The organism is Janthinobacterium lividum (assembly GCF_011601275.1).
Classification (GTDB): domain Bacteria; phylum Pseudomonadota; class Gammaproteobacteria; order Burkholderiales; family Burkholderiaceae_D; genus Janthinobacterium; species Janthinobacterium lividum_E.
Genome location: NZ_JAAOLY010000013.1, coordinates 54,107 through 73,253, shown reverse-complemented (window position 1 = coordinate 73,253; position 19,147 = coordinate 54,107). Strand labels below are relative to the sequence as shown.

Here is a 19,147-nt window from a genome sequence, read left to right as displayed (position 1 = left end):
ATGATCAGCCAAACCGACCTCAGCAATACCGCCGCCTATGACGTCAAGGGCATGGATGGCTTGCGCCAGTCCGCCAAGGCGAAGGACCCCGCCGCCCTGAAAGAGGCGGCCACGCAATTCGAAGCCATGTTCATCAACATGATGATGAAAAGCATGCGCGAAGCCACGCCGCAGGACGGCATCATGGATAGCCAGCAAAGCAAGATGTACACCTCGATGCTGGACCAGCAGACGAGCCAGAACCTGGCCAAGCGGGGCACGGGCCTGGCGGATGTGCTGATCCGCCAGTTGTCGTCGTCGAACCAGGCGCTGGCCGCCGATGGCGCCGAAGCGCCATCGCCCCGCTCTTCCAGCATGGCGCAGGCGCTGGCCGCGTTCCGCCAGCAGCAGGGCGCTCTCACCGAAGGTTCCGCCAGCGCCACCGGCAAGACCCTGAGCGACAAGGCCAACGCCACGCAGGCGCCGCACGTGCGCGCCTTCCAGGAAAAACTGGGCGTGCATGCGGAAGAAGCGAGCCGCGCCACGGGCATCCCGGCCAAGTTCATGCTGGGCCAGGCGGCGCTGGAAACGGGCTGGGGCAAGCGCGAAATCATCGCCCGCGACGGCAGCAGCAGCCACAACCTGTTTGGCATCAAGGCGTCCAGCGACTGGAAGGGCAAGGTTACGGAAGCCGTCACCACGGAATACGTGAATGGCAAGGCGCAGCGCAAGGTGGAAAAATTCCGCGCCTACGACAGCTATGCGGACAGCTTCAAGGATTATGCGCAGTTGATTACCAACAACAAGCGCTACGAGAAAGTCCTGGCCAGCGCGGGCGACGCCAGCACGTTCGCCCACGGCTTGCAGAAAGCCGGCTACGCGACGGACCCGAATTACGCTGCCAAATTGACAAAAATAATCAAGAATTCGCTGGTCGGCTAGTAACACGCCGCACCCCTGTGCCGGCCGCGCGCTTCAAGTTTTCGCCGCGGCTGCCGTAAATACTCATGACAGTAACCAATAAGACACCATGACTTCGAATCTACTCAGCATCGGTAAGAGCGGTTTGCTTGCAGCGCAGGTGGGCCTGTCGACGACCGGGCATAACATCACCAATGCCAACGTGGACGGTTACAACCGCCAGGTGGTGCTGCAGCAGACGGCGCAGTTCAACAATGCCGGCTATGGCTTTGTTGGCAATGGTACCGAGGTATCGCAAGTCAAGCGCCAGTACGACGGTTTCATGGCGGCCCAGGTGAATGGCGCGCAGTCGGCCACCAGTTCGCTCGACGCCTACTACACGCAGATCAGCCAGATCGACAATATGCTGGCCGATCCCACGGCCGGGCTGTCGCCGGCGATGGCCGATTTCTTCAAGGGCGTGCAGGATTTCAGCTCGAATCCCTCGTCCGTGTCGTCGCGCCAGGCATTGCTGTCGAGCGCAAACTCGCTGACGGCGCGCTTCCAGGGCCTCAGCGCGCGCTTGACGGAAATCGGCGACGGCGTCAATTCGCAGATTACCTCGAACGTGAAAGTGATCAACTCCTACGCCAAGCAGATCGCGGAGCTCAATACCGCGATTACCAATCTGACCGTAAATGAAAGCAATCAGCCCAATGATTTGCTGGACCAGCGCGACCAGTTGATCACGGAGCTGAACAAATACGTCAAGGCAACGATTCAGCCTGGCGCCGGCAACTCGATTACCGTCTCGATCGGCTCGGGCCAGCCACTGGTGGTGGGCGACAAGAACTTTGAACTGGCCACCACGCCGTCGCCGACGGACCCGAACCGCCTGGACGTGGGCTATGTGACGGGTACGAGCGTTACCAAGCTGTCGGAAAGTTCCCTGAGCGGCGGTGCGCTGGGCGGCTTGCTGGAATTCCGCAGTGGCAGCCTGGACCGTATCCAGAATTCGCTGGGCAAGGTCGCCATCGCGCTGGCGTCCACCTTCAATGAACAGCACAAGCTGGGCCAGGACTTGAATGGCGAGATGGGGACCGACTTCTTCAAGTTGCCCGATCCCGTCATCGGCGCCGACTACCGCAACAACGCGACCAGCACGACCGTGGTGTCGGCCAAGGTCAGCGATCCGACCAAGCTGACGGCCAGCGATTATGCCGTCAAGTATGACGGCGCCAATTACGTGGTGACGCGCCAGAGCGACGGCGCGAAAACAACCATCAATCCGTATCCGCAAACGGTGCCGCAAACCATCGACGGCGTGGATTTCTCGATCACGGGCGCCGCTGCCGAAGGCGACAACTTCATGGTCAAGCCAACTGCCCACGGCGCTTCCGACCTGGCCGTGGCGATTACCGACCGTAACAAGCTGGCCGCCGGCGCGCCGATCGCCACGGGCGCGCCCGTCAGCAACACGGGTAGCGGCAAGCTCGGCGCAGGTAGCGTGGACAAAGCATATTTAACGCCGGGCAATGCCTTGACAGGCACCGTCACCTTGACGTACGACAAGGCGACTACTTCGCTGTCGGGTTTCCCCGCGGGCCAGGCCGTGACGGTGAAAGGCTTGAACGGCGCGACCACCACATATCCGGCAGGCACGGCGAATATCCCGTACACGGAAGGCGACAGCTTCAGCTTTGGCGGCATCAACTTCAACATGACGGGGGCGCCCGCGCAGGGCGATAAATTCACCATCGCCCCGAACTCGGGCGGCGTAGGGGACAACCGCAATGCCTCTTTGCTGGCGGGCTTGCAGACAAAGAACATTCTTGATGGCGGCAAGGCCACGTTCCAGGGTTCGTACGCGGAAACCGTCAGCTATGTCGGCAACAAGACGCGCGAAGTACAGGTCAGCGGCCTGGCCAGTCTTGCGTTGTTGCAGCAAACCAGCACGCAGCAGCAAGCCGTCTCCGGCGTCAACCTCGATGAAGAGGCGGCCAATCTGCTGCGCTACCAGCAAGCCTACCAGGCCTGCGGCAAGGTCATGCAGATCGCCAGCACCCTGTTCGACGTGGTCATCGGCCTCGGACGTTAATTATTCAAGCGGCGGCGCATAGCGCCCCGCCGCCATCAGGAAGGGCAGCATCATGCGCATCAGTACCAAAATGATCTATGACGCGGGCAGCACGCAGCTGAACAATTTGCAGGGCGCGTTGAACCGCACCCAGATGCAGCTGTCGGCGAATCGCCGCAACCTGACGCCGGCCGACGATCCGATCGCCTCGGCGCGCGCGCTGGAAGTGACGCAGTCGCAAACGATCAACACGCAATTCGTGACGAACCGCTCAAACGCCAAGAATTTCCTTTCGCAGGAAGAGCTGGCCCTGGCCAGCACCACCTCGCTGATCGCCGACGTGCAAGACCTGGTGCTGAAGGCCGGCAATCCGTCATTGAAGGACATCGACCGCCAGAGCCTGGCCACGGAGCTGAAGGGGCGCTTGACCGACCTGATGGGCATCGCCAACACGTCCGACAACGCGGGCGGCTATCTGTTCGGCGGCTACAAGTCGACCACCCAGCCGTTCAGCCAGACGCCGGGCGGCGCCACCTACGTGGGCGACCAGGGCCAGCGCGAACTGCAAGTGGGCTCGGCCCGCTACCTGGCCACCAGCGATTCGGGCGCGACCGTATTCGAGAACAATTTGACGGGCAACGGCAAGTTCACCACGGCCGCCGATCCGGGCAACTTCGCGCGCGGCGGCGCCGGCATCATTTCCGGCGGCACTGTGACAGATCCCACCAAGTTGACGGGGCACAAGTACTCGATCGATTTCCAAGTGACGGGCACGGGCACGGATGCCAAGACGACCTATACCGTGACGGACGTGACTCTGGGCCAGACCATCCCGAATCCCGCCGTGCCGGTGGCCTATAAATCGGGCGACGCCATCAATTTTGATGGCCAGCAAGTCAATGTTGCAGGCAAACCGGCCGACCTGGACAAGTTCACCCTGGAGCCCAGCGGCAAGGAATCGATCTTTACCACGATTACCAACCTGATCGGCGCACTGGGGGAACCTGCCTCGGGCGAAGCCGGGCAGGCGCGCCTGACGGCCAGCCTGAACACGGCGCACGATATTCTCGACACGGCCTACGACAATGTGCTGTCGGTGCGCGCGGAAGTCGGTTCGCGCCTGAAGGAACTCGACACGCTCGACAGCGCCGGCGACGACCTCGACCTGCAATATGCAAGCACCCTGTCGGGCTTGCAGGATCTGGATATGGTGAAAGCCATTTCCACCTTCAGCCAGCAGCAGATTACCCTGCAGGCGGCGCAGAAATCGTTCACCTCGATCTCGGGCCTGTCGCTGTTCAATTACATCAGCTAAGCGTCGGCATCGGCACGATGAGCGGCAAGCCGGGGCAGGGAGGATATCTCCCGCCCCGGCTTTTTTACGTCCGCATTCTGGTCACTTAGGCAATATGTACAGGCAAACTGTGCAGTCTACCTACATATCTGTTATAGTGGAGTCCGTTGATCCATCATCCCGCTAACATGAGCACCCCACAAGAAGACCACGAACAAGTTCTGCAACTGGCCGGCGAATTGCGCATCCTGGTCGGCAAATTGCGCCGCCGCCTGCGTGAAGAGGCGCACCTGGGGGACGTCAGCATGTCGCAGGCGTCCGTGCTCAGCCGCCTTGAGCGCGACGGCCCCGCGACGGCGAGCAGCCTGGCGCGCGCCGAAGGCATGCGGCCCCAGTCGATGGCCGCCACCGTGCAAGCCTTGACGGAGGCGCGGATGGTAACGGGTTCGCCCGATCCGGCGGATGGCCGGCAAACGCTATTGACCCTGACGGACAGCTGCCGCGTCTGGATCGCGGCCAGCCGCGCCGCGCGCGAAGACTGGCTGGCGCGCACCATCGAAACCCGGCTCACACCGGACGAAGTCACCGAACTGAACCATGCGGTGGCATTACTCAAACGCTTGGCGGAATGATCCGCTGCTAGACCTTAACACTCGGCAAGGAGCCCGCACGCCCAGATGAACAATACATTCCGTTCGCTACGCATTCCCAATTACCGTATCTGGGCCGGCGGCGCCCTCGTGTCGAATATCGGCACCTGGATGCAGCGCACGGCGCAGGATTGGCTGGTGCTCAGCGAATTGACGCAGCACAATGCCAGCGCCGTCGGCATCGTCATGGCCTTGCAATTCGGCCCGCAACTGCTGTTGCTGCCCTTGACGGGCATGGCGGCCGACTTGCTGGACCGCAGGAAATTGTTGTTGTTCACACAGGCGGCCATGGGATTGCTGGCGCTGGGCCTGGGCTTGCTGTGCATCAGCGGGCTGGTGCAACTGTGGCATGTGTATGTGTTTGCTTTCCTGCTCGGCTGCGTGACGGCCTTCGATTCGCCCGTACGCCAGACTTTTGTGTCCGAAATCGTCGGCGAGGAAGACCTGACCAATGCCGTGGCGCTCAATTCCACCTCGTTCAATGCGGCGCGCATGCTGGGCCCGGCCGTCGCCGGCTTGCTCATCAGCAGCGTCGGCAGCGGCTGGGTCTTCATCATCAATGCCATTTCGTTTGCCGCCGTGATCGGTTCACTGTTGCTGCTGCGCGTGGAATTGCTGCGCCGCGCGCCGCGCCTGAAAGCCACCCGCGCCAGCCTGGGCGAGGGTTTCCGCTACGTGCGCCAGCGGCCCGACCTGATGGCCATCCTGCTGATGCTGTTCCTGATCGGCACCTTCGGCTTGAATTTCCCCATTTTCCTGTCGACCATGTCCGTCACGGCTTTCCATGCGGGCGCCGGCCAGTATGGCGTACTCAGTTCCGTGATGGCTTGCGGCTCCGTTGCCGGCGCCTTGCTGGCGGCGGGACGCGGCCAGCCCACCCTGGCCCTGTTGCTGGGCGCGGCCGCGCTGTTCGGCCTGGCTTGCGCGCTGGCCGCCGTGATGCCCAATTACTTGCTGTTCGGCATGATGCTGGTGGTCATCGGCATCGCCGCGCAAACCTTTACCACCAGCGTCAACAGCAGCGTGCAACTGTCGACGGCGCCCGCCATGCGGGGCCGTGTGATGGCGATACTGCTGGCCATCTCGGCGGGCGGCACGCCGCTGGGCGCACCCATCGTGGGCTGGGTGGCCGACACTTTCGGCCCGCGCTGGGCGCTGGGCATCGGCGCCTTGTCGGGCCTGGCGGCGGCCCTCGTCGGCGTGCGCTACCTGGTCAAATATCACCAGCTGCGTTTGAATGTCGACCTGCGGCGCTGGCGCTTCGCGCTCAGCAGCGACCAGCACTGACGCTGGCAATCAGGGCGGCAGCAGGCCCGTGCGGGCGGCGGCCAGGATGGCGGCGCTCAAGCCGTCGAGCAGGCTCGAGGCGGCGCGCGCTGTATGCCAGTGCAGGGGCACGTCCAGGGGCGTATCGGGCAGCAGTTCAACCAGGCTGCCACTGTCGAGATGGGACTGGATCAGCGCCTGCGGGTGCAAGCCCCAGCCCATGCCGGCCAGGGCGGCCGTGACGAAGGCGTGCGACGAGGGCAGGGTGTGGCGCGGCAGTTCCACGTGCCGGTGGCACAGGCGCCGCACCCAGCGCGCCTGCAGCTCGTCCTTGGCATTGAAGACGAGGCTGGGCGCCAGCGCCAGGCTGGCGGCGCCCACGCCGTGGGCAAAATGCCGCTGCATGAAAGCGGGACTGGCGACCGCCAGGTAGCGCATGGCGCCCAGCGGACGGCTGTTGCAGCCCGATGCGGGCCGGGCCGTGGCGCTGACTGCCGCCAGCACGGCGCCGCTGCGCAGCCACTCGGCCGTATGGTCCTGGTCGTCGACGGCCACTTGCAGCAGCACCGGGTGCCCGGCCGCGAAGGTGGCGATGGCGGGCGCCAGCCAGGTGGCCAGGCTGTCGGCATTCACGGCGATGGGCATGCTGGCGCGCGACATGCCCTGCGCTGCCAGTGCCGGCAAGGTGCCCTGCAAATCCTGCTCGAGCAATTGCACCTGGTCCACGTGCTGGCACAGGCGGCGGCCCGTTTCCGTGGCACGGCAGGGCTGGTCGCGGATGACCAGCGCGCAGCCAACGCGCTCTTCCAGCAAGCGGATGCGCTGCGAAATGGCCGATGGCGTCACGTGCAAGGCGCGCGCCGCACGCTCGAAACTGCCTTCGCGGATGACGGCGGCCAGGGCGGCGAGGGCGGCATAATCGAGCATGAATGAAGTTTTCCTTAATTAGCTGTAGAAAAGGTAGTTTGCCTTCATTTCATGCGGCTGGCAAGATCGCCGCATGACACTCTCGACCGCCACCACACCACTCGTTTTTTCCGTCTTTCTCCAGGGCTTGACCCTGGGCCTGGGACTCATCGTTGCCATCGGCTCGCAAAATGCCTTTGTCTTGCGGCAAGGATTGCGCCGCGAACACGTGGGCGCCATCGTGCTGTTTTGCGCCCTGTCCGATGCGGCACTGATTGCCGCCGGTGTCCTGGGCATGGCCAGTGCATTAGGGCAGCGTCCCATGCTGGCCAGCGCGCTGGCGCTGGGCGGCGCCGCTTTCCTGGCCGTCTACGGCTGGCAAGCGCTGCGGCGCGCGCGCCGTCCGCAGCAGTTGCGCGCGGCCGAGGGCGGGGCGCAACTGGGCCTGACTGCCATCCTGGCGCAGGCGGCCGCATTTACCTTGCTCAATCCGCATGTCTATCTGGATACGGTATTGCTGGTGGGGAGCATCGGCGCCCAGCAGCCGGGCGCGCTGCGCGGCTGGTTTATCGTTGGCGCCAGCGCGGCCAGCCTGCTGTGGTTTGCATCGTTGGGCTATGGCGCGCGCTGGCTGGCGCCGTGGTTTGCGCGGCCCCGGGCCTGGCAAGTGCTTGATGGCTTGATCGGCGTGACCATGTTCGTGCTGTCGGCGCTGCTGCTGCGCCACGCGCTGGGCTGATAGCCTTGGTCAGCGCGCGGACGGCAGCGGCGCAGGCGCAGGCAGTGCGGGGCGCAAGGGATTCGACGGCGCGGGCGGTGGCGGCCGGTCGCGCGTGGCAAAGCCGCGCGGCAGCAGACGCGCCGTTTCTATGCCGCGCAGGAACATGTTCTGGAATGGCGTGGCCAGGTAGGGCAGGACCATGCCGATCACCAGCAAGCCCACGCCCAGGGTAACGGGGAAGCCGATACCGAAAATGTTCAGCTGCGGCGCGGCGCGCGTCAAGATGCCCAGCGCCACGTTGGTCAGCAGCAGGGCGGCAATGATGGGCAGCGAAATTTGCAGGCCGGAACGGAAGATTTCCCCGCCCCAGGCCGCCAATTGCTGGAAACCGCCGCCGCTGATGGGACTCGATGAAATCGGCAGGCTGACAAAGCTTTCCGCCAGCGCCGCCAGCAAGACCAGGTGGCCGTTGACGGTCAAAAACATCAAGGTGGCCAGCATGACGAGGAACTGGCTGATGGCGGACGACCTGCCCTTGGTTTGCGGGTCGAAGAACGAGGCGAAGCCCAGGCCCATGGTGAGACTGCTGAGTTCGCCTGCCATTTCGATGGCGGAAAACACGATGCGGATGGAAAAGCCCATGGCCAGCCCCACCAGCATCTCTTGCGTGAGGATCAGCAAGCCGGGCAGGGACATCGGGTTGACGGCAGGCAAGGCCGGCACGGTGGGAGCGATGATCATGGCCAGCAGCGCGCCTAGGGTCACCTTGACGGTGGCCGGCAGGGCCGCGTTGCCGAACAGGGGGGCGGCCGCGATCAGGCCGAGGATGCGGCTGAGCGGCCACAGCAGTGCTGCGATCCACGTGTTCAGTTCGATGCTGGACAGGGTCAGCATGGCGGCAATCGCGGCACTAGCCCACCAGGTTCGGGATGCCGGTAAACACCTGGCGCATGTAGTCGAGCATGACGGACAGCATCCACGGACCCGCCACGACGATGGCGACAAAGATGCCCACCAGCTTGGGGATGAAGGACAGGGTCGCCTCGTTGATCTGCGTGGCCGCCTGGAAAATACTCACGATCAAGCCGATGATGAGGGCGACGAGCAGCATGGGCGCGGCCACCATCAGCGTGATTTCCATCGCATGGCGGCCCAGGGTCATGACGCTTTCGGGTGTCATCTGCTTCCCCTAGTAAAAACTCTGTGACAGCGAGCCCAGCAGCAATTGCCAGCCGTCGACCAGCACGAACAGCATCAGCTTGAACGGCAGCGAGATCGTCGCGGGCGACATCATCATCATCCCCATCGACATCAGCACGCTGGCGACCACCATGTCGATGATCAAAAACGGGATGAAGATGGCAAAGCCGATCTGGAACGCCGTCTTCAGTTCGCTCGTGACGAAGGCGGGCACGAGGATGCGCAGCGGCACGTCTTCCGGACCTTGCAGGGCCGCCGAGCGCGACATCTTGGCGAACAGGGCCAGGTCGGCCTGGCGCGTCTGCTTGAGCATGAAGGTTTTCAGGGGATCGACGCCCTTGTCCATCGCCTGCTGCATGGTGATCTTGTTTTCCTGATAGGGCTGGTACGCATCCGTATAAATCTTGTCGAACACGGGGCCCATGACGAACAGGGTCAGGAACAGGGCCAGGCCCACCAGCACCTGGTTCGGCGGCGCCGATTGCGTGCCGATGGCCTGGCGCAGCAGGGACAGCACGATGATGATGCGCGTAAAGCAGGTCATCATCAAGAGGGCCGCCGGCAAAAAGGTGAGCGACGTCATCAGGATGAGCGTCTGCACCGGCAACGAGTAATTCTGGCCGCCGCCCGGCGCCGGCGTGCTGTTGAAGGCCGGGATGCCAGGCTGGGCCATGGCCCACAGCGGCAAGGCCAGGGCGGCGACCGCCAGCAGCCAGGTCAGGGGAGTCTTCAAGGTGGACCACGCCATCTGCTGCTTATTTCCCATTGCGTTTTTCGATGGTCTGTTTCAGCCATTCGGAAAAATTGGCGGCCGCGGGGCCGTTTTGCGCCGTGGCCAGTTGCGGCAGGTCGCCTTCCTGGCGCGGCATGGTGGCCAGCGCGTTGATCCTGCCGGGCGAGGCGCCGACGACGATCCACTGGTCGGCCACTTCGACGAGAACGATGCGTTCGCGTCCGCCCAGGTTGAGCGAACTGACGACGCGCATCTTGTTGTTGCCGCCCATGACCTTGGGGCCATAGCGCTTCATGAACCAGGCCAGGCCGATCAACAGGGCCAGCACGAACATCAGCGCAAAAATGGTTTGCAGCAGGCTGCCGGCCGAGCTTGCCGGCGCCATCGTCGCCGGTGCGCCGGGTGGCATGGCGGGCAGGGCGGCGGCAGGCGAGGCAGCCGGCAAAGCTGCTGGCGCCTCTGCCGCGGCGGCTGGCGGTGTCTCGCTGGCCACCGCGACGGAAGCGCTGGCGGCGCTGGCCGCCGCTGGCGCGGACGCCGCTGGCGCTTCAGCCAGGGCAATGCTGCATGCCGCCATGAGCGGCAGCACAGTGGAAATCAACAGGCCAGGCTTCATTTATTCAATTTTCGGATGCGTTCGGAAGGCGTGATGATGTCGGTCAGGCGGATGCCGAACTTGTCATTGACCACCACCACTTCGCCCTGGGCGATCAGGCAGCCGTTCACCAGCACGTCCATCGGTTCGCCGGCCAGGCCGTCGAGCTCGACCACGGAACCCTGCGCCAGTTGCAGCAGGTTCTTGATGGCGATCTTGGTGCGGCCCAGTTCGACCGTCAGCTGCACGGGGATATCGAGGATGAAATCGATATCGTTGTGCGTTTCCGACTTCGACGCCTGCTTGGAAAAGTCCTTGAACACGGCGGCGCTGGCCGCGCTGGCCGTATTGGCGGCCTGGTTCTGCAGCGCTTCGGCTTCCGCCTTGGCCTGCTCGGCAATGGCCGCGCCCCAATCGTCTTCCGCGCTTTGGTCGTCTTGGTTGTCAGACATGTGTTTCTCCTGTTGTACAGATACGGGCCGCAGCGCGACCCGGGTATTTTTAATGGTTATTCATGTTATCGGCATTGGCGAGGAGTTTCTCCACCTTCAATGCATATTGTCCGTTCAACACGCCGTAGGTGCAATCCATCACGGGCACGCCGTCGACGGTGGCGGCGATCAGTTCGGGAATGTTCAGGGGGATGATGTCGCCCACCTTCATGTTCAGGATTTCATCGAACGACACGCGCGCCGTGCCCAGCGAGGCCACCAGCTCGACTTCGGCGATCTGGATCTGCTGCGTCATCAAACGGATCCAGCGCTTGTCCACTTCCAGCGCCTCGCCCTGCAGGCTCGAGGTCAGCGAATCGCGGATCGGCTCGATCATCGAATACGGCATGCAGAAGTGAATTTGTCCGGAAACGGAGCCCAGTTCCACCGTAAACGTGGATGCTACCACCACCTCGTTCGGCGTGGCGATGTTGGCGAACTGCGTGTTCATTTCTGAACGGATATATTCGAACTCGACGGGGAAGACCGGTTCCCACGACTTGGTATAGGCTTCGAAGACGATATCGAGGATGCGCAGGATGATGCGCTGCTCCGTCTGCGTAAAGTCGCGCCCTTCGACGCGCGTATGGAAGCGCCCGTCGCCGCCGAACAGGTTGTCGACCAGCAGGAAGACGAGGCCCGGATCGAAGACCATCAGGGCCGTGCCGCGCAGCGGCTTCATGTGCACCAGGTTCAGATTGGTCGGCACCACCAGATTACGGATGAACTCGCTGTATTTCGAGACGCGCACGGAACCGACCGACACTTCGGCGCTGCGGCGCAGGAAGTTGAACAGGCCCACGCGCAGCAGCCGGGCGAAACGCTCGTTGATAATTTCCAACGTTGGCATCCGGCCGCGCACGATGCGCTCCTGGGTTGCCAGGTTGTAGGTACGAACTCCCGTGACATCTTCCGGCGCCTGCGCGTCGTCCTGGTCTCCGTTGACGCCCTTCAGAAGGGCGTCGACTTCTTCCTGGGAGAGGAAATTATCGGCCATGGCTGCTTATTGAATGATGAATGCGGTAAATAATACGTCCGTCACGTCCTGCTCCGGCCCTTTGTCCTCGAACGGCTGGTTCACCTGATTGATGATTTCGGCCGCCAGTTGCTGCTTGCCTTCCACGGTATTAAGTTCGGATGCCTTCTTGCCCGACAGCAGCAACAGCAAGCGGCTGCGCACCTTCGGCATGTTCAGCTTGATGGAATCCATTTCTTCCGGACTGCTCACCTGCAGGGTAAACGCGATCTGCAGATATTGCTCGCCATTTTCCGGCTGCAAGTTGACGGTGAAGGCATCGACGGGCACGAATACGGGTGGACCTGCCTTGGAAGCGGCATGTTTTTTCTTGCTCGGCGCCGATTCTTCTTTATCGGCCTTGCCATGCAGGAAGTACCAGGCGGCACCGCCACCGATGCCGCCGGCCACCAGCACCGCGGCCAGCACAATGATCAGAAGCTTCTTTTTCGAGGCGCCGGCGGGAGCCAGGCCTGCATCTGCTTTCGGATCTGCTTTCATTTTTGGATTTGCTTTCAATGGTACTCGGGTGCATGGAAGTGGATCACGACGCCATTATGTCATTATCGGCAAATTCTGCGCAGAAGGATGCAGTGAAAAGAGGGCGGAAGCGCCCTCAACTCTCTGTTTTTAGACGAAAAGTTATGCCCTGGGATGCGCCTGTGGCCTGCGGACGACGAATTGTCCTCAGGCAAAGGTATCCACGGCACTCAGGCTGGGCCGGCTGCGTCCGCCCGTCGCCGGCGCGATGGCGATCTCGCCACCGGAGACGCCGCCGCTCTGGCCATTGCCACGGTGTTCGCCCGAGGCGGCGCGTTCGCCATTGTTTTGCTGTTCCTGCGTGCCGGCCGAGACGGTGGCACTGCCGAAGGCGATGCCCGCTTCGCTCATCATCTCGCGCAGGCGCGGCATGGCCGCTTCCAGCGCCTGGCGTACTTCCGGCTGGGCTGACATGAAGGCGGCATCGGCCTGGTCATTGGTCACCGTCAAGACCACTTGGACGGGGCCCAGGTCGGGCGGATTCAGGGTCAGGGTGGCGCTCTGGTCGCCGCCGGCCGCCATCCACACGACTTTCTGCCCCAGTTGCTGGTCCCAGGCCGGCGTGCCGACCCGGCCCGTCAGCTTGTCGGCCGGCACGGCCACGGCGGCCGCGGCCTGTTGCAGCGCACCCGGCTGCAGCTGGGCCGCCAGGCGGCTCAGGTCGGCTGGTGTTTCCTTGAGAGTCGGTTCGGCCATGGCGCTGCCCGCCTTGGCAGTGGCCGCCAGCTGCGCGTCGATGGCCAGCTTGCCCGGTTCGGCCTTGCCTGCCGGCACGTTGGCGCCGCGCGTGGCGGCGGCCTTGCCCAGGCTGTCGGCAAAGTCGCCGCTGTCGGCTTGTACTGCCGCAGCGGCGGCGGTGGTGGCGGCGGCCAATGGACCCGTTGCCAGGCCCTTGCCGTCGGCCTTGATGCCGGTGCGCGCGGGCAGTTCCGGCACGGCCTTGGCCACTGGCGGCTGGATGGCCAGCTGGATGCTGCCCACGAGGGCCAGCATCGCGGCGGCCGGATCGGCTGGCGGCGCTGTCTCGGCGGGGATGGCGGGTGCGCTGGCCTCGGCCGTGCTGCTGTCGGTGGCGGCGGGTGCCGCCGCTTCGCTGGCCTGTGCTGGCGGCTGTTCGCTGCTGGCCGCCTGGTCGGTGCCCGCTTGCGCCGGCTTCGCTTCGTTGGTGGGTGCCGGGGCGGACGCTGGCGCGGCGGCGGGGCTGGCAGGACGGGCGGCCGGCGCCTGTGCTTGCGCCATATTGCGGCTGGCCTGGCGTTGCTCGATCTGGCGGTTCAGGGTGCGCTGGAAGTCGCCCGCCGCGCCGCTGGTGGACGGCTGGCTGCGGTTGGCGGCACCGGGCGTGGCGTTTGGCGAGATAATCTGGGAAATCGGGGTTGGCTGGGTTTGCATGATGCTGCCTCAGTGTTGCTTAGCGTTTGTAATAGGCTTGTCGCGCCGCGTGCTCATCCATTGCTTTCTGGTCGCGCTTGTTTTCCAGCTTCAGCGCCTGTTCCTGCGCCCGGTTGTTCAGGGTGGTGTAGGACATGCGCTTGCGTTCGGCCAGCTGCCAGCGCATCTTTTCATTGTCGCTGCGCGCCTGCGCATGTTCGACCACTTGCTGCTGGCCCATGATGGCGCTGTCGAGCTTGACCATGAAGGCCTGGAAGTTGCGGTAAGCCATGGGCGTGATGCCGCTGCTCATGCTCGCTTCGAAGCGCTTGGCATAGTCGTCGCGGTAGCCGGACAGCATGTCGAGCTTCTGGCGGCAATCGTCGAGCGCTTTCAGGGCCGCGCCCAGGCGCTTGGCGCAGTCGTCCGTTTCGCGCTGGGCGAGGTCGATCAGGGTTGCAAGTTGGGAAGGAGAAGCCATGGCTGATTATATTCCCGCTATGCAAGTCCTAATCAGTCGAATAGAGCGGTAAGTTGCCCCAAGCTCTCGTCCATGCTGACCCGCTCCGTGATTTGCTGTTGTAAAAACGCCTCGATCTTTTCATGCAGGGCGATGGCCTGGTCCAGCACGGGGTCGGTGCCGGCGCTGTAGGCGCCCACGCTGATCAGGTCGCGGCTGCGTTCATAGCGCGAATACAGCTGTTTCAGCTTGCGCGCCTGCTGCTGGTGCTCGTGCGAGGTGATCGAGTGGGCGGCGCGTGAAATCGATTGCTCGATGTCGATGGCCGGGTAGTGGCCCGCTTCGGCCAGGCGGCGGTTCAGCACGATGTGGCCATCGAGAATCGCGCGCGCCGAGTCGGCGATCGGGTCCTGCTGGTCGTCGCCCTCCGTCAGCACGGTGTAGAAGGCCGTGATCGAGCCGCCGCCCTCCTCGCCATTGCCGGCCCGTTCCACCAGCACGGGCAGCTTGGCGAAGACGGACGGCGGATAGCCCTTGGTGGCGGGCGGCTCGCCGATGGCCAAGGCGATTTCCCGCTGCGCCATGGCGTAGCGGGTCAGCGAATCCATGATCAGCAGCACGTTTTGCCCCTGGTCGCGGAAATATTCGGCAATCGCCGTCGCATACGCGGCCCCTTGCAGGCGCATCAGCGGCGGCGTGTCGGCCGGCGCGGCCACGACGACGGAACGGGCCAGGCCTTCGGCGCCGAGGATCTGCTCGATGAATTCCTTCACCTCGCGTCCCCGTTCGCCGATCAGGCCGACGACGATCACGTCCGCTTCCGTGTAGCGGGCCATCATGCCCAGCAGCACGCTTTTACCGACGCCGGAACCGGCGAACAGGCCCATGCGCTGGCCACGGCCCACGGTCAGCATGGCGTTGATCGAGCGCACGCCCACGTCGAGCGTGTCGACGATGGGCGCGCGGCCCAGGGGATTAGCGGGGCGTACATTGATGGGCGCGCTGTCGACCGTGTGCAGCGGGCCGAGCTGGTCGAGCGGGCGACCAGCGCCGTCGAGCACGCGGCCCAGCAGTTGCGGCCCCACGGGCAGGTGGCGCGCGCGGTCGCTGGGGCGGCGGCGCGGGTGCGCCACGCTGCCGGGGCGGGGGATGGCCGGTTCGACGGAAAACACGCGCGTGCCGGGCACGATGCCCTCGACGTCGCTTTGCGGCATCAAGAACAGGCGTTCGCCTTCAAAGCCCACCACTTCCGCCTCGACCCGGCCGCCATTCGGCAAGGGCACGGTACAGGCGGCGCCGACGGCCAGGCGCAAGCCCACGGCTTCCATCACGAGACCGGCCACGCGCGTGACCCGGCCTGAAATTTGCATCGGTTCGACAAAGCCGACCACGGCCGAACAGTCGCTCAGGTAGGCGCGCCAGCGCGCCGCATGGGCAGTGGGGCCTTTGACGGGCTCGCTCACGGCGCCAGCCAGTCCAGGTCTTTGCCCAGCGCATGCGTCAGGCGCTGCCAGCGGGTGGACGTCTGCGCGTCGATCTGGTTGCTGGCCGTGTCGATCTTGCAACCGCCGCGTTCCACGCTGGGGTCTTCGATGACACGCCAGCCGCCCTTGTCGAGCTCGTCGCCGATGCCGTCGCGCACCACTTGCGCGTCTTCCGGATTCAGCATCAGCAAGGCCGGTTGTTGCAGCACGGGCAAGTATTCGATGGCTTCGCGCACCACGGGCAGCATCAGTTCGGGGCGCACGGGCAAGGCAGTTTTCAGCATGCCCTTGGCCAGCTGCAGGGCCAGTTCCATCACGTCATTGGCGATCAGTTCGTCGGCCTGGTGCACGGCCGTGCCGAAGTCGACGGCGATGGTTTGCAGGTGCGCCAGCTCGATGGCTGAGGCAGCCTTGCCTTGCGCATACGATTCGGCGTGACCATCGGCATGTCCGGCCGCGTGGCCTTCCGCATAGCCGGCGGCGCGGCCTGCCTCGAAGGCCGTGGCGCGCGCTTCCTCGCGGATGGCGTCGAGTTCTTCCTGCGTCGGGTATTCGAGAGGCGGGGCCAGCTCTTCCTCGTGCAGTTCGGCAAACGGGTCAAGTTCCGGTTCCGGTTCCGGTTCCAGCAGCTTGCGCGCCGCCACCACGCTGGGACGCTCGTCGCCAAACGAGGTCATTTCCCAGCGCTGGTAAGCGGTTTGCTGCTCTTTGGGAATCAAATTAGACAAACGAATCCTCGCCTTTTCCGCCTAAGACAATCTGCCCTTCGTCCGCCAGGCGGCGCACGATCTGCAGGATCTGTTTCTGCTGCGATTCCACTTCCGACAGGCGCACGGGGCCTTTCGACTCGAGGTCTTCGCGCATCATCTCGCCGGCGCGCTGCGACATGTTCTTGAAGATCTTGTCGCGCAGCTCTTGCGAGGCGCCTTTCAGGGCGATGATCAGCATTTCCGATTGCACTTCGCGCAGCAGCAACTGGATGCCGCGGTCGTCGATATCGATCACGTTGTCGAACACGAACATTTCGTCCATGATCTTTTGCGCCATGTCGTTGTCGTAGTTCTTGATATTGTCCATGACGGAGCCTTCCTGCTCGCCGCTCATGAAGTTCAGGATCTCGGCCGCCGCGCGCACGCCGCCCAGCGACGATTTCTTGATGTTTTCGTTACCCGACAGCAGTTTCGTCAGCACGTCGTTGAGTTCGCGCAAGGCGGCCGGCTGCACGCCGTCCAGGGTGGCGATGCGCAGCACCACGTCGTTGCGCAGGCGGTCCGTGAAGTGGCCGAGGATTTCGCAAGCCTGGTCGCGTTCCAGGTGGACGAGGATGGTGGCGATGATCTGCGGGTGCTCATTGCGGATCAGTTCGGACACGGATTGCGAATCCATCCATTTCAGTGATTCGATGCCGGACGCGTCCTTGCCGCCCAGGATGCGCGACAGCAGCACGGACGCCTTGTCGTCGCCCAGCGCCTTGGTCAGCACTTGCCGGATGTATTCGTCCGAATCGAGGCCGACGGTGGAATTGAGTTCCGTCTGCGCGCGGAAGTCGTCGAGCACCTCGACCACCTGTTCGTGCGCGATGCCCTTCATGGTGGCCATGGCGGCGCCCAGTTTCAGCACTTCGCGCGGGCCGAGGAATTTCATGACCTCGGCCGCTTCGCTCTCGCCCAGTGCCAGCATCAGGATCGATGCTTTTTGCAGTCCCGTTGTCTCAGTCATTATTGCCTATCCATGCTTTGATTACGTTGGCCACCACGCGCGGGTCTTCCTGCGCCAGTTTCCGGGCCATCGCCAGGTTTTCGCGATAACCGCGGGCCGTATCTTCTTCCAGTTCTTCCAGCTCAGCTTCGCTGAGCAGGACTTCGTTTTCTTCGCCGTCCTTGGCCAGTTCCGGCTCGATGACGGGCGGCGGGGCGCCGAAATCGTCGATCTTGCGCATCACGGGGCGCAGCATCGGGCGCACGATCTTGATGAAGATATACAGCAGGATCAGGGCCGTGATGAGGAATTTCGCCAGTTCCTTGGCCAGCGGCAAGTTGGCCGGGTCGCGCCACCACTCGAGCTTGCCTTCCGGCGCGCGGTCGATGCCGTCGAAAGGCGAGTTGGCCACGCTGAAGCTGTCGCCGCGTTCCTTGTTGTAGCCCATCGCTTCCTTGACCAGATTATTGATCTGGACCATCTCGGCAGGGGAAATCGGCTTGACCGTGACCTTGCCATCCTTGTCGAAGCTGCGGCGGTAATTGACGACGACAGCGACCGACAGGCGGCGCAGGCCGCCCATGGATTTCTGCTCGTAGCGCACGGTCTTGTCGACTTCATAATTCGTCGTCGATTCCTTTTGCGAAGGCAGAGTCGGCGCGCCGCCCGGGGCGCCTGGCGCCTCGGCCGTCAACGGCGCCGTCGCCACGCCTGGCGGCTGGTTCGACAGCGCGCCCGGCACGCCGGACGGGTTGGCATTGCCTGCGCCCGTCGATTCGCTCGTTTGCTGGCTGCGGATGGTCGATGCTTCCGGCGGCGAGTTCGGCTTGTAGGTTTCGGCCGCCTGCTCGCTTTGCGAGAAATCCACATCGGCCGTCGCTTCGGCGCGCACATTGCCTTCGCCGACGATGGGCAGCAGGATCGATTCGACCTGCTTGATCACGCTTTGCTGCAATTGCTGCACATACTTCAGCTGGTTCGGGTCCAGGCTCTTGATGCCGTTGGCGCGGTCCTTGTCTTTTTCCTGGTTCGACAGCAAGGTGCCGGCCTGGTCGACCACGGTGACATTGACGGGCAACAGTTCCGGCACGCTCGACGCCACCAGGTGCACGATGGCGCTCACCTGCAGCTGGTCCAGGCCGCGGCCCGGGTGCAGGTTCAGCAGCACGGACGCCGTCGGTTTCTGCTGGTCGCGCACGAAGACGGACGGTTTCGGCAGGGCCAGGTGGACTCTGGCCGTATCGACGGCGGAGACGGATTCGATCGATTTGGCCAGTTCGCCCTCGAGCGCGCGCTGGAAATTGACCTGTTCCAGAAATTGCGACACGCCCAGCTTCTGGTTTTCCATCAGCTCGAAGCCAACATTGCCACCCTTGGGCAAGCCTTGCGCGGCCAGTTTCAGGCGGGCATCATGGACTTGCTCGGATGGCACGAGTATGGCGCCGCCGCCTTCGGAAAACTTGTGCTTGATGCCCAGCTGGTCCAGCGAAGCGGTGATGGCGCCGCCGTCGCGGTCCGTGTAGTTGGAGAACAGCACCTTGTATTCAGGCGGCTGGTTCCACATGTACAGGGCCACGCCGATGGCGATCAGTGCCGCCACGCCCAGGCCGCGCAGGAAATTCTTGCCCATCGGCGTCTTGGCGAACGCTTGCACGGACTCCACGGGCGAGCGGGCAGGCGCCGGTTCCGGCGGTATGCGGTTCACATCGATTTCTTCGGCTACAGCCATGATTGCCTTCCGGGGCGCGTATGTTTGCTAATGAGTGG

20 protein-coding genes are annotated in these 19,147 nt (G+C 63.8%); 6 read left to right on the top strand and 14 right to left on the bottom strand.

The features are described 5' to 3' along the window. The 5 genes from flgJ to GYK42_RS19495 all read left to right on the top strand — a co-directional run bounded on the left by flgJ (position 1) and on the right by GYK42_RS19495 (position 6,187). Positions 1-921, top strand: a complete 921-nt coding sequence (gene flgJ, locus GYK42_RS19515; protein ID WP_046685933.1) for a flagellar assembly peptidoglycan hydrolase FlgJ — start codon at positions 1-3, stop codon at positions 919-921. Positions 922-1,009: 88 nt separating this feature from the next. Beyond that, complete coding sequence (gene flgK / locus GYK42_RS19510; protein WP_166448847.1) at positions 1,010-2,977, top strand: flagellar hook-associated protein FlgK; 1,968 nt, start codon at positions 1,010-1,012, stop codon at positions 2,975-2,977. Positions 2,978-3,029: 52 nt separating this feature from the next. Beyond that, positions 3,030-4,271 carry a flagellar hook-associated protein FlgL gene (gene flgL / locus GYK42_RS19505; protein ID WP_166448846.1) on the top strand — a complete coding sequence of 414 codons (1,242 nt, stop codon included), beginning with the start codon at positions 3,030-3,032 and terminating at the stop codon, positions 4,269-4,271. Positions 4,272-4,438: 167 nt separating this feature from the next. Beyond that, positions 4,439-4,882 carry a MarR family winged helix-turn-helix transcriptional regulator gene (locus tag GYK42_RS19500; protein ID WP_166448845.1) on the top strand — a complete coding sequence of 148 codons (444 nt, stop codon included), beginning with the start codon at positions 4,439-4,441 and terminating at the stop codon, positions 4,880-4,882. A gap of 45 nt (positions 4,883-4,927) precedes the next feature. Then, positions 4,928-6,187 carry an MFS transporter gene (locus GYK42_RS19495; protein WP_166448844.1) on the top strand — a complete coding sequence of 420 codons (1,260 nt, stop codon included), beginning with the start codon at positions 4,928-4,930 and terminating at the stop codon, positions 6,185-6,187. A 9-nt stretch (positions 6,188-6,196) separates the two neighbouring features. Here the strand turns inward: GYK42_RS19495 and GYK42_RS19490 are convergent, their stop codons facing one another. Next, a complete protein-coding gene (locus GYK42_RS19490; RefSeq protein WP_166448843.1) occupies positions 6,197-7,093 on the bottom strand; it encodes a LysR family transcriptional regulator ArgP in 897 nt (298 codons plus the stop codon). 73 nt (positions 7,094-7,166) lie between these two features. On the opposite strand from GYK42_RS19490, the gene GYK42_RS19485 reads away from it, so the two are divergent. After that, positions 7,167-7,811: a LysE/ArgO family amino acid transporter gene (locus GYK42_RS19485; RefSeq protein WP_166448842.1), complete on the top strand. Its 645-nt coding sequence runs from the start codon at positions 7,167-7,169 to the stop codon at positions 7,809-7,811. 9 nt (positions 7,812-7,820) lie between these two features. On the opposite strand, the gene fliR is transcribed toward GYK42_RS19485, so the two are convergent. The 13 genes from fliR to fliF form a co-directional block, all read right to left on the bottom strand. After that, complete coding sequence (gene fliR, locus GYK42_RS19480) at positions 7,821-8,687, bottom strand: flagellar biosynthetic protein FliR (RefSeq protein WP_166448841.1); 867 nt, start codon at positions 8,685-8,687, stop codon at positions 7,821-7,823. A gap of 16 nt (positions 8,688-8,703) precedes the next feature. Beyond that, on the bottom strand, positions 8,704-8,973 hold the full coding sequence (gene fliQ / locus GYK42_RS19475) for a flagellar biosynthesis protein FliQ (RefSeq protein WP_034754044.1): 270 nt from the start codon (positions 8,971-8,973) through the stop codon (positions 8,704-8,706). Positions 8,974-8,982: 9 nt separating this feature from the next. Next, positions 8,983-9,741: a flagellar type III secretion system pore protein FliP gene (gene fliP, locus GYK42_RS19470; protein ID WP_409929630.1), complete on the bottom strand. Its 759-nt coding sequence runs from the start codon at positions 9,739-9,741 to the stop codon at positions 8,983-8,985. Between the two features lie 7 nt (positions 9,742-9,748). Beyond that, positions 9,749-10,342 (bottom strand): flagellar biosynthetic protein FliO, encoded by a 594-nt coding sequence (gene fliO, locus GYK42_RS19465; protein ID WP_166448840.1) that lies wholly within the window; start codon positions 10,340-10,342, stop codon positions 9,749-9,751. Continuing rightward, complete coding sequence (gene fliN, locus GYK42_RS19460) at positions 10,339-10,773, bottom strand: flagellar motor switch protein FliN (RefSeq protein ID WP_034754038.1); 435 nt, start codon at positions 10,771-10,773, stop codon at positions 10,339-10,341. Before fliN ends, fliO begins: the two co-directional genes overlap by 4 nt. 49 nt (positions 10,774-10,822) lie before the next feature. Continuing rightward, positions 10,823-11,809, bottom strand: a complete 987-nt coding sequence (gene fliM, locus GYK42_RS19455) for a flagellar motor switch protein FliM (protein ID WP_034754035.1) — start codon at positions 11,807-11,809, stop codon at positions 10,823-10,825. A gap of 6 nt (positions 11,810-11,815) precedes the next feature. Continuing rightward, positions 11,816-12,328, bottom strand: coding sequence for a flagellar basal body-associated protein FliL (gene fliL, locus GYK42_RS19450; RefSeq protein WP_058049017.1), 513 nt, complete (start codon positions 12,326-12,328; stop codon positions 11,816-11,818). Between the two features lie 186 nt (positions 12,329-12,514). Further along, positions 12,515-13,759, bottom strand: coding sequence for a flagellar hook-length control protein FliK (locus GYK42_RS19445; protein ID WP_166448839.1), 1,245 nt, complete (start codon positions 13,757-13,759; stop codon positions 12,515-12,517). 19 nt (positions 13,760-13,778) lie between these two features. Next, the gene (gene fliJ, locus GYK42_RS19440; RefSeq protein WP_046685922.1) at positions 13,779-14,219 is read right to left on the bottom strand and encodes a flagellar export protein FliJ; all 441 of its coding nucleotides are present in this window, start codon (positions 14,217-14,219) and stop codon (positions 13,779-13,781) included. A gap of 32 nt (positions 14,220-14,251) precedes the next feature. Further along, positions 14,252-15,568 (bottom strand): flagellar protein export ATPase FliI, encoded by a 1,317-nt coding sequence (gene fliI / locus GYK42_RS19435; RefSeq protein ID WP_240943679.1) that lies wholly within the window; start codon positions 15,566-15,568, stop codon positions 14,252-14,254. Between the two features lie 89 nt (positions 15,569-15,657). Then, the gene (locus GYK42_RS19430) at positions 15,658-16,359 is read right to left on the bottom strand and encodes a flagellar assembly protein FliH (protein WP_166448942.1); all 702 of its coding nucleotides are present in this window, start codon (positions 16,357-16,359) and stop codon (positions 15,658-15,660) included. Between the two features lie 43 nt (positions 16,360-16,402). Further along, positions 16,403-17,401: a flagellar motor switch protein FliG gene (fliG, locus tag GYK42_RS19425; protein ID WP_034787109.1), complete on the bottom strand. Its 999-nt coding sequence runs from the start codon at positions 17,399-17,401 to the stop codon at positions 16,403-16,405. Then, positions 17,394-19,109, bottom strand: coding sequence for a flagellar basal-body MS-ring/collar protein FliF (gene fliF / locus GYK42_RS19420; protein ID WP_166448837.1), 1,716 nt, complete (start codon positions 19,107-19,109; stop codon positions 17,394-17,396). The genes fliG and fliF overlap by 8 nt, the downstream gene beginning before the upstream one ends. Positions 19,110-19,147 lie beyond the last annotated feature (38 nt).

What these genes read in the sequence shown, in the direction of transcription:
- flgJ (WP_046685933.1), top strand. Translation starts at nt 1, where the DNA reads ATGATCAGCCAAACCGACCTCAGCAATACCGCCGCCTATGACGTCAAG.
- flgK (WP_166448847.1), top strand. Translation starts at nt 1,010, where the DNA reads ATGACTTCGAATCTACTCAGCATCGGTAAGAGCGGTTTGCTTGCAGCG.
- flgL (WP_166448846.1), top strand. Translation starts at nt 3,030, where the DNA reads ATGCGCATCAGTACCAAAATGATCTATGACGCGGGCAGCACGCAGCTG.
- GYK42_RS19500 (WP_166448845.1), top strand. Translation starts at nt 4,439, where the DNA reads ATGAGCACCCCACAAGAAGACCACGAACAAGTTCTGCAACTGGCCGGC.
- GYK42_RS19495 (WP_166448844.1), top strand. Translation starts at nt 4,928, where the DNA reads ATGAACAATACATTCCGTTCGCTACGCATTCCCAATTACCGTATCTGG.
- GYK42_RS19490 (WP_166448843.1), bottom strand. Translation starts at nt 7,093, where the DNA reads ATGCTCGATTATGCCGCCCTCGCCGCCCTGGCCGCCGTCATCCGCGAA.
- GYK42_RS19485 (WP_166448842.1), top strand. Translation starts at nt 7,167, where the DNA reads ATGACACTCTCGACCGCCACCACACCACTCGTTTTTTCCGTCTTTCTC.
- fliR (WP_166448841.1), bottom strand. Translation starts at nt 8,687, where the DNA reads ATGCTGACCCTGTCCAGCATCGAACTGAACACGTGGATCGCAGCACTG.
- fliQ (WP_034754044.1), bottom strand. Translation starts at nt 8,973, where the DNA reads ATGACACCCGAAAGCGTCATGACCCTGGGCCGCCATGCGATGGAAATC.
- fliP (WP_409929630.1), bottom strand. Translation starts at nt 9,741, where the DNA reads ATGGCGTGGTCCACCTTGAAGACTCCCCTGACCTGGCTGCTGGCGGTC.
- fliO (WP_166448840.1), bottom strand. Translation starts at nt 10,342, where the DNA reads ATGAAGCCTGGCCTGTTGATTTCCACTGTGCTGCCGCTCATGGCGGCA.
- fliN (WP_034754038.1), bottom strand. Translation starts at nt 10,773, where the DNA reads ATGTCTGACAACCAAGACGACCAAAGCGCGGAAGACGATTGGGGCGCG.
- fliM (WP_034754035.1), bottom strand. Translation starts at nt 11,809, where the DNA reads ATGGCCGATAATTTCCTCTCCCAGGAAGAAGTCGACGCCCTTCTGAAG.
- fliL (WP_058049017.1), bottom strand. Translation starts at nt 12,328, where the DNA reads ATGAAAGCAGATCCGAAAGCAGATGCAGGCCTGGCTCCCGCCGGCGCC.
- GYK42_RS19445 (WP_166448839.1), bottom strand. Translation starts at nt 13,759, where the DNA reads ATGCAAACCCAGCCAACCCCGATTTCCCAGATTATCTCGCCAAACGCC.
- fliJ (WP_046685922.1), bottom strand. Translation starts at nt 14,219, where the DNA reads ATGGCTTCTCCTTCCCAACTTGCAACCCTGATCGACCTCGCCCAGCGC.
- fliI (WP_240943679.1), bottom strand. Translation starts at nt 15,568, where the DNA reads ATGCAAATTTCAGGCCGGGTCACGCGCGTGGCCGGTCTCGTGATGGAA.
- GYK42_RS19430 (WP_166448942.1), bottom strand. Translation starts at nt 16,359, where the DNA reads ATGACCTCGTTTGGCGACGAGCGTCCCAGCGTGGTGGCGGCGCGCAAG.
- fliG (WP_034787109.1), bottom strand. Translation starts at nt 17,401, where the DNA reads ATGACTGAGACAACGGGACTGCAAAAAGCATCGATCCTGATGCTGGCA.
- fliF (WP_166448837.1), bottom strand. Translation starts at nt 19,109, where the DNA reads ATGGCTGTAGCCGAAGAAATCGATGTGAACCGCATACCGCCGGAACCG.